The following is an 11,566-nucleotide window of genomic DNA, read 5'->3' as shown; positions in this document are numbered from 1 at the left end:
CCTATTCGGCGGCTAGCGCCATAGGAACGGACAGCGCCTCGTCCGCCAGCGCGGCCAGGATCGCGCGAACCAAGCCGACGACGCGTGCGAATCCTGCACCCGGCGCGAACAGCTTGCGATCGAGATAGAGCGACCGGTCGAGTTCCAGCTGGATCGCATGGACGCCGGCTTCCGGGCGGGCATGCCGCTCGAGGATATGGCCACCGGCATACGGTGCGTTGATCGCAGTCGAAAAGCCCTGGGTGACGCATTCGGTTTCGACCCGGCCGACGAACCGCGGCGCGGCGGCATGGCCGAACCGGTCGCCCAGCACGATCCGCGCGCCGCCCGGACCCAGCGTCGGCATCGAGTGGAGATCGAGCAGTACGGCAATGCCGAACCGCGCCCGCGCGGCAGCCAGCGCGGTCTCGACTGCGTGATGATAGGGACGGTGATCGTTTGCGATCCGAGCGGTGATGTCGGCATCGGTGAACCGTCTGGCCCACAAGTCGCCGACGCCGCCAACCCGACGCGGGACGAGACCCAGGCCACTGCGCAGCTTGGCGGATTGCTGTGCCGGTGGGCTGACCAAGGCGCCCTCGTCGATCATCGGATCGCGCTCGTCCTCGCGGCGGTTGAGGTCGATCCACGCACGGGCGCGTGTCTGGACGATCATCGTTTCGGTCGTCCGTGCCGACCGCGCTACCGCGTCGACCAGACGATCCTCCAGCGGCAACAGCCCGGCCAGGGGAACGCGGAGTGCGGTCTTCAGTGCCAGCGGATAGTCCCGCCCGGCATGCGGTACGGACAGCACTACCGGGCTGACCGGTAGCGTGGCGCCCGTGCGCTCGAAGGGGGAGGGATGCATCGCGCCACGCTAGGGCGGCGGCATGCCGGGGGCAATCGGCTTGACATTCCACCGGCCGGGCTTGCGAGACCCTGGCATTCCACCGATCGCGGTAAACAACCTGGAAATCTTAACGGCTTCGCGCGTAAGTGTGACGCGGAATGTATGTGGAAATACGGGACTTTAGATCGATGTTGCGAATCCTGCTGGCCGAAGACGATCAAGTGATGCGCGAATACCTGACGCGTGCGCTCGAACGGTCGGGCTATGCGGTGACCGCCGTCGATCGGGGCACTGCGGCGATCCCGTTGCTCGAGACGGAGAAATTCGACCTGTTGCTGACCGATATCGTCATGCCCGAGATGGACGGGATCGAGCTCGCGCAGAAGGCCGGAGAGATGTGCGCGGACCTGCGCGTGATGTTCATCACGGGCTTTGCCGCGGTGACGTTGAAGGCTGGCCGGGCGATGCCGCAGGCACGCGTGCTGTCCAAGCCGTTCCACCTGCGCGACCTCGTCGCCGAGGTCGATCGGCTGTTCGAGATGGATAATGCGACGGGGGTGCATTGAGCGCTTGCACGCCGCGATAACCGCGGCTAGTGGAGCCCTCCGGCGGGCGTGTAGCTCAGTGGTAGAGCACTGTGTTGACATCGCAGGGGTCGCAAGTTCAATCCTTGCCACGCCCACCATTGAAAGCCCCGCCAGTCCCAGTGACTGGCGGGGTTTTTATTTGTCCTCGACGTTCTAGCCACCAGCCCTAGCCATCCGTTCCGCCGCGGCCTCGAACTCGCGTGAAGGTGGCTGCGACCGACGGCAGGGATAGAATTCGCTCGGCGGGCAGCAATGCCGGCACAGACCAGCGATCCTCCAGAAACTCCATGATCACGGTCGTATCGAACACGGTTCTGCCACTGATCAAGGCCGGCACCTCGTCACGCGGATTGGCAGCAACGAACGGCGTTCCGTGACGCGCTTCTCGCGCAGGGCAATCTCGACGTTACTGCGAACAAGACGACAGCGGATGATCGGAGGGCGTGACCCCGTTACTGCGCGGCGGTCCGGTCGCCTGCGAGCGCATGGCGCAGTGCCGCGACTTCCGCATTCAGCGCCGCAAGCCGATCGGGAGTCATTCCCGTGCGCTCGACCACGAGCGCGCCCAGACATCCCGACTCCGCCCAGCACGCCTTGCCTGCCTCGGTAAGGCGAACGCGGACCTGGCGTTCGTCGGCGGGATTGCGGATGCGCGTGACGAGCCCTGCCGCTTCGAGCCGTTTCGCCAGAGGCGTGATCGTGCTGGGTTCGAGCGCCAACCGGTCGGCGATCGCGCCGATCGAGCGACCGTCTTCCGCCTCGTGCAAGGTCTGGAGCACCAGGAACTGCGGATAGGTGATGCCGAGGCGGTCGAGGACAGGCTTGTAGGCGCGATTGATCGCGATCGTCGCGGCATAGAGCGAGAAGCAGAGCTGGTCGTCGAGGGGCAAGGGATCGGGCACGGCATGGCTCCTTTGCCTCGCAATACCACAATAAACTTTATCGCGGCAAATCTCGTTCTGGACATCTGGCATCCGCCCTCATATATCCGTTATCGCAATAACGTTTATGGAGATATACAATGTCGATCGACGTCAAGTACACCACGACCGCCACGGCAACCGGTGGCCGCGATGGCCATGCCAAGTCCGAGGACGGTCGGTTCGACGTCGCATTGTCGACGCCTAAGGAACTGGGCGGCGCCGGCGGTGACGGCAGCAACCCCGAGCAGTTGTTCGCAGCCGGCTATTCCGCCTGCTTCATCGGTGCGCTGAAGGTCGCCGGCCAGCAGCTGAAGGTGAAGGTGCCGGACGACGTTGCCGTTACCGCGAAGGTCGGTATCGGCCCGCGCGCGGCAGGCGGCTTCGGCATCACCACCGATCTCACCGTCGTCCTGCCGGGCCTGGACCGCGAACAGGCGCAGAAGCTGGTCGATGCGGCGCATGACATCTGCCCCTATTCGAACGCGACGCGCGGCAATGTCGATGTCGGCCTCACGCTGGCCTGATCGACGACTCCGCTCGACTGCTTTCACAGCAGTTCGTTCAAACACGGCACCGGGCGTCATCGCCCGGTGCCGTCGTCGTTTGGGGGCTGGGAGGAACGGCATCTTCGCTGTTCAACCATCACCAAAAGCTGTCATGCAACGGCGATGATTCGTCCTGTCTTCTTCGCTTTACCCGTGTTTGTCAGTGCAATGCTGCCGGCCACCGTCTCGTCGGCACAGTCGGCACAGTCGGCCGTTCCCCAGACGGCAGAGCCATCGCCCGAGATCGTGGTGACAGGTCGCGGGCTGGCGGATGCACCCGGCGACCGCGCGTACGACATCGTCACGATCGATCGCGACCGGATCCAGGCGAATGCGAGCAACCGGCTGGAAAGCGTGCTGGCCGACGTCGCGGGGCTCCAGCAGTTTCGCCGGTCGGATTCGCGCAGCGCCAACCCGACCAGCCAGGGAATTTCGCTGCGCGGGATCGGCGGCAACGCGTCGAGCCGTGCGCTGCTGATCTTCGACGGCGTGCCGCAGGCGGATCCGTTCGGCGGCTGGGTCGCGTTTCCGGCCTATGCGACGGGGCGGCTCGGGCGCATCCGCGTCACGCGCGGCGGCGGGAGCGGGTATCAGGGGCCGGGGGCGTTGGCCGGGACGGTCGAGCTCGAGAGTGCGACGCCGGACCAGGCGGCGCCGTTCCAGGGCCGCGTTGCGTATGGCAGCCGGGATTCGGTCGATGCTCAGGGCTCTGCGGCGCTGGTGCGCGGATCGGGGTTTGCGACCCTGTCCGGCGCTTACGCGCGGGGGGACGGCTTCACACCGACCGTCGAGGAAAGCCGCGGGGTCGTCGATCGTCCGGCGCCGTACGAGCAGGCGTCGGGTGCGTTGCGAACCGTCGTAGGGATCGGCGCGAAGACCGAGTTGCAGATGAATGCGAGCGCGTTCACCGATCGGCGTGACCGGGGCAGCGACTTTACCGACAATAAGAGCGAAGGCGCGGATGCGAGCGTCCGGCTGATCGGGCGCGGGCGTTGGGGTTATTCGGCGCTGGCGTATCTGCAGACGCGGGCGTTCGCGAGCAGCTTCAACAGCATCAATGCCGCGCGGACGACCGCGATCCAGTCATTGAACCAGTATAATACCCCCGCGACCGGTCTCGGCGGGCGGATCGAAATCCTGCCGCCGCTGGGCGAAAGCATCACGCTGAGGCTGGGGGCGGATGTTCGTGATGTCAGCGGCAAGACGCAGGAGCTTTATACGTTCGTGAACACGCTTCCGACGCGGCGGCGCGAGGCTGGGGGGAGCACGACGACGACGGGTGTGTTCGCCGATGGAAGCGTGGTCGCTGGCGACTTCACGTTCAGTCTCGGCGGGCGGGTCGACTGGTGGTCGATCGACGGCGGGTATCTGTCCGAACGGCCGCTGGCGGGCGGCGCGGCGTTGACCAACCTTCGGTATGCGGATCGCGACGGCAGCGAGACGACGGGGCGGGCGGGCGTAGCGTACCAGCCGGTCGAGGCGATCACGCTGCGCGCGGCCGGGTATCGCGGGTGGCGGTTGCCGACGCTCAATGAACTGTATCGCCCGTTCCGCGTCGGCAACGATGCGACCGCGGCGAACGCGCTGCTGTCACCGGAGCGACTGACCGGGGTCGAGGGCGGGGTGACGCTGACGCCTGCGCCGGGCGTCAGCATCGCCGCGACGTATTTCTACAACCGGCTGAAGGATGCCGTGGCGAACGTCACGACGATCACGCCGCCGCAGGTGTTGCCGGGGGTGACGACCTACCGCGTTCGCCAGAACCTCGACGCGATCCGCGCGCATGGGTTCGAGCTGGATGCGTCGTATCGGCCCAATGCCGGCACTTCCCCGTTCGGTGTGCAGGCGTCGTGGTCGCATACCAATTCGAAGGTCGCGGGTTCGGGGATCACCGCCGCGTTGGATGGCTTGCGACCGGCGCAGACGCCGCGTGACCAGGTGTCGGGGACGGTCGATTGGCAGCGCGATGCGGCGGCGCTGTCGCTGACGGTGCGGCATATCGGGCGGCAGTTCGATGACGACCAGAACACGCGTGTGCTTGGGGCCGCGACGACGCTGGATGCGTATGCGGCGTTGCCGATCCTGCGCTCGCTGGTGGCCGAGGTGCGCGGGGAGAATCTGTTCGACGAGCGCGTCGAGGCGGGGATCAGCGGCGCTAATATCGTCGAGCGCGCGACGCCGCGGACAATCTGGGTGGGGCTGCGGTACGGAGGGCGGTGAGCGTTAGTCCAAACGAAGACAGCATGTTTCCCCGCGAAGGCGGGGACCCAGTCTGGGCTCCCGCCTTCGCGGGAGAACAAGGAAGGGAACGCGACGTCCTGACTAACACGCCACCCCCCCCGGCGAAGGGCGGGGCCCAATTGGGAAGGTGGCGATAACGAACCACAGCGCCCCGTTATCGACGTTCCCCAATTGGGCCCCGGCCTTCGCCGGGGTGGTGTGATGGAGGGTCCCAACTATACACAGCGCGCGCTATCGCGGGTCGATGCTCCTTATCCTCCTGCGTTGACCCGTGCAGGACGCGCGACTAATGCCATCCTTGTGAAGGGTTCCCGGCGACGGGATCAAAAGGGAAGTCGGTGCGCGGGCCGGGTCGTCATGATCTAAATCCGCAAGACCGGCGCTGTACCCGCAACTGTGACCGGATAGCGGCCACCCCGATTATGCCACTGGGTTTCGATCTGGGAAGGCGGGGTGGGCGCGGCGACCCGGAAGCCAGGAGACCTGCCTCTCACGGTCGATCCACTGCGCGGGCGGGTGTCCGGCGCGGACGAGTGCTCCGGTCCTTCCGGGTTTCCTCGAGCGAGAGACGTCTGGCCGTCCGGCGAATGGTCGCTGGCGGCTCCGGTTAGGACGTGCCCAATGACGAAATTCTTCCTTCTGCTGAGCGCCGCAGCGATCGCATCGCCGGCGTATTCACAAACGATTCCCGACCCCGATGCCCCCGAACTCGTCGTCACCGCGACGCGTGCCGCGCAACCGCTGAGCGAGATCGGCCAGGCGGTGACCGTGATCGACCGCGCCGAGATCGAGCGCCGCCAGACCACCGTGGTGTCGGACCTGCTCGCGACCACGCCCGGCGTCACCGTCACGCGCAACGGCACCGTCGGCGCGCTGACCAGCGTCCGCATCCGCGGTGCCGAGGCGGACCAGACTCTCGTCGTGATCGATGGCGTGCGCGTCAACGACCCCTCGTCGACCGGCGGCGGCTTCAACTTTGGTAACCTCCTGTCGAGCTCGGTCGAACGGATCGAGATCCTGCGCGGGCCGAACTCGGTGCCGTGGGGTAGCCAGGCGATCGGCGGCGTCGTCAACATCATCACCGCCGCGCCGACCGAAGGCGTCCAAGCTCGCGCCAACGCCGAATATGGCTATGCCGACAGCGTGTTCGCGAGCGCGGGCGTGTCGGGCAAGTCGGGGCCGGTATCGGGATCGCTGACCGGCGGCTATCTGCGCACCGACGGCATCTCATCCGCGGCCAGCGGCACCGAGCGCGACGGCTATCGCCAATATGGCGCGACCGGGCGATTGGGCGTCGAGTTCGCGCCGGGCATCGGCCTCGACCTGCGCGGCTATTTCGCGGACAGCCGCGTCGCGATCGATGGCTTCCCGGCCCCCGACTACGTGCTCGCCGACACCGCCGAATATTCGAAGACGCGCGAGGCATACGGTTATGCCGGGCTCCATGCGAACTTCGCCGACGGTCGGATCAACAACCGCGTCGCGTTCACGATCGCCGACATCAACCGCGACAATTACGACCCGAGCTTCGGCAGCGATCCGTCGTTCATCGGCCGTGGCCGCAGCGAGCGCTATGAATATCAGGGCGACTTCCGACCGATCGACCAGGTCCGCGTCGTCGCAGGCGTCGAGCGCGAGAACAGCCGTTTCAACGACGGCTTCACGTTTGCGGATACCGGCGTCACCAGCGTCTACGGCCAGCTGATCGTCAAGCCGCTCGATGTCCTTACGATCACCGGTGGCGTCCGCAACGACGATCACGACGATTTCGGCAGCCGCACGACGTTCGGTGCGAATGCGGCATTGGCGTTGCGCACCGGCACAACGGTCCGCGCGAGCTACGGCGAAGGCTTCAAGGCGCCGACCCTGTACCAGCTCTTCTCCGACTACGGGAACCGCAACCTCGATCCGGAAACCGCGCGCAACTTCGACGTCGGCGTCGATCAGGCTTTCCTCAGCAACCGTGCCCGCGTCGGCGTCACGTATTTCAATCGCCGCACGCGCAACCAGATCGACTTCCGCGATTGCAGCCCGGCCGAGCTGACGACGCCCGGTTCGATCTGCGCCAACCGTCCGTTCGGCGTCTACGACAATGTCGCGCGCGCCGAGGCGGATGGTGTCGAGTTTACCTTGGCGTTGCGCCCGGTCGACGCGCTGACGCTGACCGCCAACTACAGCTATATCGATACCGAGAACCGCTCGATCGGGGACAATTTCGGCAATGATCTTGCACGGCGCCCCAGGCAGACCGCGAGCATCGATGCCGATTACCGGTTCGCGTTCGGCCTGTCCGTCGGCGGCACCGTGACGATGGTCGGCGACAGCTTCGACGACGCCGCCAACACCACGCGGCTCGACGGTTATGCGTTGGCCGGCGTGCGTGCGGAGCTGCCGATCGGCGAGCGGTTCGCGGTCTATGGCCGCGTCGATAACCTGGCCGACGCGCGGTACGAGACGATCGCCGGCTACGGCAATTACGGCCGCGCGGCCTATGGCGGCGTGCGGTTGCGGTTGAAGTGAAGCGCGGGGCGATCCTCCTCGCGCTCCTGCTCGGGGGCTGCGCCAAGCCCCCGGGTCTCGCTGCGAGCGGGGGCGGGGGCGGGGGCGGGGGGATCGTCTCGACCAATCCGTGCGTGGACGCGGTATTGGTCCGCGTCCTGCCGCCCGCGCGGATCGCCGCGATCAGCCATTATTCGCAAGATCCGGCCGCGACCTCGATCCCGATCGCCGTCGCGCGCCGGTTTCGCGGGATCGCCGGGACTGCCGAGGAGGTGATCGCGCTTCACCCCGATCTGGTCATCGCCAGCACCTACACGCCGGCAGCGACTCAGGCGGCGTACGCGCGCGCCGGTCTGAAGACGTTGCTGGTCGGCATTCCCGACTCGATCGCGGAAAGCCAGGCGCAGGTCACGCAGATCGCCGACGCCGCGGGAGCGCCGATGGGCGGCGCGCGGATCAATGCCGAGATCGACCGCGCCGTGGCGCGCTGGAGCCGCAAGGATGGACCGTTGCCGAGCGCCTTGCTCTATATCAGCGGCGATCTCGCGACCGGGGGGAGCACGTTGCTGAACGACATGATGACGCGCGTCGGCTTCCGCAACGCCGCCGCGACCTACGGCCTGACGCATACCGGCACGCTGTCCGCGGAGACGATCGTGACGCAACCGCCGACGGTCGTGATCGCCTCCGAACGCGAAGGCCGCGGCACTGCGCTGCGCCACCGTCTGCTGCCGCGGACGCCGCAAGCCATATTCCCGCGCGTGCTGATCAATTGCGGCGGGCCGACGATCCCGCCCGCGCTCGAACGCCTCGCCGCGATCCGGGCGGGGCTGTGATGCGACACGCATACCAGAACCACCCCGGCGGAGGCCGCGGCCCAATTGGAATGGCCGAAGTAACTAAGCGCTCCGCGTCGTCACGACCGTTCCCCAATTGGGCCCCGGCCTTCGCCGGGGTGGTGGCGGCGTTCGGTATGGGCGAGTAGGCGTTCTGATGACCCGCTCCCTCAAACTCATCGCGCTCAGCCTGCTCGTGATCGTGCTGTTCGGCCTGTCGCTCGGCTGCGGCAAGGTGTGGGTGCCGGCTTCCGCCTGGTTCTCCAGCGACCCGCGGTGGTGGATCATCCTCGAACTGCGCCTGCCCCGTGCGGTGCTGGGGCTCGCACTGGGCGCGACGCTCGGGCTTTCGGGCGCGGTGCTGCAAGGCTATCTTCGCAACCCGCTCGCCGATCCTGCGGTGGTGGGCGTGTCCTCGGTCGCGGCGCTGGCCGCGGTGGCGGCGATCGTGTTCGGGCTCGGCTCGGGCCCCGCGATCTTCGCCGCCGCGATGCTGGGTGCAGGCGGCGCGGTCGCATTGCTCGCCGCGCTGACATGGCGGTCGCCGAGCGCGATCACCTTCATCCTGGCGGGCACGGTGCTGTCGAGCCTCGCCGGCGCGCTGACCGCGTTCCTGATCTCGATCGCGCCGAACCCCTATGCGGTCGCCGAGGTGATCGACTGGATCATGGGTGCGCTGACCGATCGCGGCTGGGACGACGTGGCGCTCGCGCTGCCGCCGATGGCGGTTGGCGCGGTGCTGCTGTTGCTCACCGGCCGGTCGCTCGATGCGCTGGCGCTGGGCGAGGCGGCGGCGCGGTCGCTCGGGACACGGATGGGCCGCGTCCGGTTGCTGGTCGTGCTCGGCACCGGCCTGGTCGTCGGCGCGGGCGTCGCGGTGACCGGCGTGATCGGCTTCGTCGGCCTCGTCGTGCCGCATCTGTTGCGCCCGATCTTCGGCCACCGCCCGGGCGCGTTGCTGCTGCCCTCCGCACTCGGTGGCGCAGCGCTGGTGCTCGCTGCCGACAGCCTCGTGCGTCTTGCACCGGGCGCTGGCGAAGTCCGGCTCGGCGTGGCGATGGCGATGATCGGCGCGCCGTTCTTCCTGGGGTTGCTGGTCAGGGAACGGGGTCGCGCATGGATCTGATCATCGACGCGCTGGGCGTGAAGCTCGGCAAGCGCACCGTCCTCACCGACGTGTCGGCACATTTCCGCCCCGGCCGGGTCACCGCGATCCTCGGTCCCAACGGCGCCGGCAAGAGCACGCTGATCAAGGCTGCCGCGGCGCTCGTCGATCGCAGCACCGGCAGCGTCCGGCTCAACGCACAGGACGTCGCAACGATGGACCCACGCGCTAGAGCCCGCGCGATCGGCTATCTCCCGCAGGACGCGACGGTGCACTGGAATATCGTCGCACGCGACGTCGTCGCGTTAGGCCGCCTGCCGCATCTCGGCGCGCACGCCGCGCCGTCGCCTGCCGACCACGCGGCGGTAGAGCGCGCGATGCACGATACCGAGACGGTGCATCTCGCGGATCGTCCGGTCGGCGAACTCTCCGGGGGCGAACGTGCGCGCGTCCTGTTGGCGCGCGTGCTGGCGGGCGAACCGCGCTGGCTGCTCGCCGACGAACCGCTCGCGAGCCTCGATCCCTCGCACCAGATCGACCTGCTGGCCCGCCTGCGCGGCTATGCGCTCGGCGGGGCAGGGGTGGCGATCGTGTTGCACGACCTCGTCCAGGCGCAGCGTGCGGCCGACGATGCGCTGCTGATCGCCGATGGCCGCGTCGTCGCGTTTGGTCCGGTCGCCGAGGTGATGACTGCGGACGCGCTGGCGCGGGTGTTCGGGGTCCGCGTTGCCGCCCTCGAAGACGATGGCCGCCGCCTGCTCGTGCCGGTCGGACGCATCGAACGGGCATAGACGGTCGACGCGCCCGGCCGGGGGCACTATCCCGCGCCGGGTGATCGACATTCCCGCCCCGCTCCGCCTGCGCCTCGACAGCGATGCCCTCGTCCAGAACTGGCGGACGCTCGACCGCGTGAGCGGCACCGCGGCGTGCGGCGCCGCGGTAAAGGCGAACGGCTACGGCCTCGGCGCGATCGAGGTCGCACGGCGGTTGGCGCAGGCCGGCTGCCGCGATTTCTTCGTTTCGAACTGGCAGGAAGCCGCCGAACTCGCGCCGCTGGGCCTGACCGTGTCTGTTCTTCACGGCGTCCGCGACGAAGACATGGCCGCCGCAGCCGCCGGCTTCGCCCGCCCGGTTCTCAACACCCCGACGCAAGTCGCCCGTTGGAAAGCGGCCGGCGGCGGCGCGTGCGACGTCATGGTCGACACCGGTATGAACCGCCTTGGCGTCTCGGCGGCCGACATCGCAGACGGCCTGCTCGACACGCTCCAGATCGATACGCTGATGAGCCACCTTGCCTGCGCCGAGGAGGATTCTCCCATGAACGCGGTACAGCGCGACCGGTTTGCCGCGCTGACGGGCACGACATCGGCAAAGCGCATGAGCCTCGCCAACTCCGCGGGCATTGCGCTCGATGGCTATGCGTTCGACCTGACTCGACCGGGGCTGGCGCTGTATGGCGGGGTTCCGTGCGCCGATCTGGCGGACGTCATTCGTCCCGTCGCCAGAATCGAAGCGCAGATCCTGCAGCGTCGGCGCGTACCTGCGGGGCAAACCGTCGGCTACAACGCAACGTGGACCGCGACGACCGACACCGAAGTCGCGATCATCAACCTAGGCTATGCCGACGGTTATTTTCGCGGCTTTTCCGATCGTGGCACGGCGATGATCGGGACAACCGGGCTGAATGTCATCGGTCGTGTCTCGATGGACCTGGTGGCGCTCGACGTACGTCTCGAGCCATCAGCGAACGAAGGCGACTGGGTGACCTTCGAGACCGATCTGGCGAGCGCATCGCGCGCATCGGGCATGTCGCAATATGAGCTTCTGACGAGTCTGGGACGACGTCTTTCCCGATGCTGGCGAGGCTGATCACCCCCGTCCCGCGAACTGTTTTTTCATGACATCAACTACGGCATTTCGCGTCAGAAATGTTGCCGTTTTGTGTCATTCTCGCAACATTCTGCATGTAAAACGCCTGATGTCAGTGTTTTAGGTTTGTTC

10 protein-coding genes, 1 tRNA gene, 1 pseudogene and 1 riboswitch are annotated in these 11,566 nt (G+C 67.3%); of the genes and pseudogenes, 9 read left to right on the top strand and 3 right to left on the bottom strand.

What is annotated here, in order from left to right:
• Position 1 precedes the first annotated feature (1 nt).
• Positions 2-847: an N-formylglutamate amidohydrolase gene (locus BM244_RS15460; protein WP_093399789.1), complete on the bottom strand. Its 846-nt coding sequence runs from the start codon at positions 845-847 to the stop codon at positions 2-4.
• Between the two features lie 170 nt (positions 848-1,017).
• Between BM244_RS15460 and cpdR the strand changes: the two genes are divergently transcribed.
• Together cpdR and BM244_RS15450 are read left to right on the top strand one after the other, a co-directional pair.
• Positions 1,018-1,395 (top strand): cell cycle two-component system response regulator CpdR, encoded by a 378-nt coding sequence (gene cpdR, locus BM244_RS15455; protein WP_093399788.1) that lies wholly within the window; start codon positions 1,018-1,020, stop codon positions 1,393-1,395.
• 44 nt (positions 1,396-1,439) lie between these two features.
• Positions 1,440-1,514: transfer RNA gene (locus BM244_RS15450), tRNA-Val, on the top strand.
• Between the two features lie 68 nt (positions 1,515-1,582).
• Here the strand turns inward: BM244_RS15450 and BM244_RS23145 are convergent.
• Both BM244_RS23145 and BM244_RS15445 read right to left on the bottom strand, forming a co-directional pair.
• A pseudogene (locus BM244_RS23145) lies at positions 1,583-1,774 on the bottom strand (glutathione S-transferase); the annotation flags it as partial.
• 94 nt (positions 1,775-1,868) lie between these two features.
• Positions 1,869-2,318, bottom strand: coding sequence for a MarR family winged helix-turn-helix transcriptional regulator (locus BM244_RS15445; RefSeq protein WP_175518225.1), 450 nt, complete (start codon positions 2,316-2,318; stop codon positions 1,869-1,871).
• A 119-nt stretch (positions 2,319-2,437) separates the two neighbouring features.
• Between BM244_RS15445 and BM244_RS15440 the strand changes: the two genes are divergently transcribed.
• The 7 genes from BM244_RS15440 (at position 2,438) to alr (ending at position 11,434) form a co-directional block, all read left to right on the top strand.
• Positions 2,438-2,863 (top strand): organic hydroperoxide resistance protein, encoded by a 426-nt coding sequence (locus tag BM244_RS15440; RefSeq protein ID WP_093399786.1) that lies wholly within the window; start codon positions 2,438-2,440, stop codon positions 2,861-2,863.
• A gap of 144 nt (positions 2,864-3,007) precedes the next feature.
• Positions 3,008-5,104, top strand: a complete 2,097-nt coding sequence (locus tag BM244_RS15435) for a TonB-dependent receptor (protein ID WP_093399785.1) — start codon at positions 3,008-3,010, stop codon at positions 5,102-5,104.
• Positions 5,105-5,413: 309 nt separating this feature from the next.
• A riboswitch (cobalamin riboswitch) is annotated at positions 5,414-5,631 on the top strand.
• Positions 5,632-5,746: 115 nt separating this feature from the next.
• Positions 5,747-7,645: a TonB-dependent receptor plug domain-containing protein gene (locus tag BM244_RS15430; RefSeq protein WP_093399784.1), complete on the top strand. Its 1,899-nt coding sequence runs from the start codon at positions 5,747-5,749 to the stop codon at positions 7,643-7,645.
• Complete coding sequence (locus BM244_RS15425) at positions 7,642-8,460, top strand: ABC transporter substrate-binding protein (RefSeq protein ID WP_093399783.1); 819 nt, start codon at positions 7,642-7,644, stop codon at positions 8,458-8,460. The genes BM244_RS15430 and BM244_RS15425 overlap by 4 nt, the downstream gene beginning before the upstream one ends.
• A 157-nt stretch (positions 8,461-8,617) precedes the next feature.
• Positions 8,618-9,586 carry a FecCD family ABC transporter permease gene (locus BM244_RS15420; protein ID WP_093399782.1) on the top strand — a complete coding sequence of 323 codons (969 nt, stop codon included), beginning with the start codon at positions 8,618-8,620 and terminating at the stop codon, positions 9,584-9,586.
• Complete coding sequence (locus BM244_RS15415; protein WP_093399781.1) at positions 9,577-10,356, top strand: ABC transporter ATP-binding protein; 780 nt, start codon at positions 9,577-9,579, stop codon at positions 10,354-10,356. The genes BM244_RS15420 and BM244_RS15415 overlap by 10 nt, the downstream gene beginning before the upstream one ends.
• A 49-nt stretch (positions 10,357-10,405) precedes the next feature.
• Positions 10,406-11,434, top strand: coding sequence for an alanine racemase (alr, locus tag BM244_RS15410; protein ID WP_093400051.1), 1,029 nt, complete (start codon positions 10,406-10,408; stop codon positions 11,432-11,434).
• Positions 11,435-11,566: the final 132 nt, after the last annotated feature.

This window comes from Sphingomonas sp. OK281 (assembly GCF_900115295.1).
Taxonomy (GTDB): Bacteria; Pseudomonadota; Alphaproteobacteria; order Sphingomonadales; family Sphingomonadaceae; genus Sphingomonas.
This window is presented reverse-complemented; position numbering and strand designations above follow the sequence as displayed.

Coding starts and splice junctions, on each gene's coding strand:
- BM244_RS15460 (WP_093399789.1), bottom strand. CDS start 847: ATGCATCCCTCCCCCTTCGAGCGCACGGGCGCCACGCTACCGGTCAGC.
- cpdR (WP_093399788.1), top strand. CDS start 1,018: ATGTTGCGAATCCTGCTGGCCGAAGACGATCAAGTGATGCGCGAATAC.
- BM244_RS15440 (WP_093399786.1), top strand. CDS start 2,438: ATGTCGATCGACGTCAAGTACACCACGACCGCCACGGCAACCGGTGGC.
- BM244_RS15435 (WP_093399785.1), top strand. CDS start 3,008: ATGATTCGTCCTGTCTTCTTCGCTTTACCCGTGTTTGTCAGTGCAATG.
- BM244_RS15430 (WP_093399784.1), top strand. CDS start 5,747: ATGACGAAATTCTTCCTTCTGCTGAGCGCCGCAGCGATCGCATCGCCG.
- BM244_RS15420 (WP_093399782.1), top strand. CDS start 8,618: ATGACCCGCTCCCTCAAACTCATCGCGCTCAGCCTGCTCGTGATCGTG.
- BM244_RS15415 (WP_093399781.1), top strand. CDS start 9,577: ATGGATCTGATCATCGACGCGCTGGGCGTGAAGCTCGGCAAGCGCACC.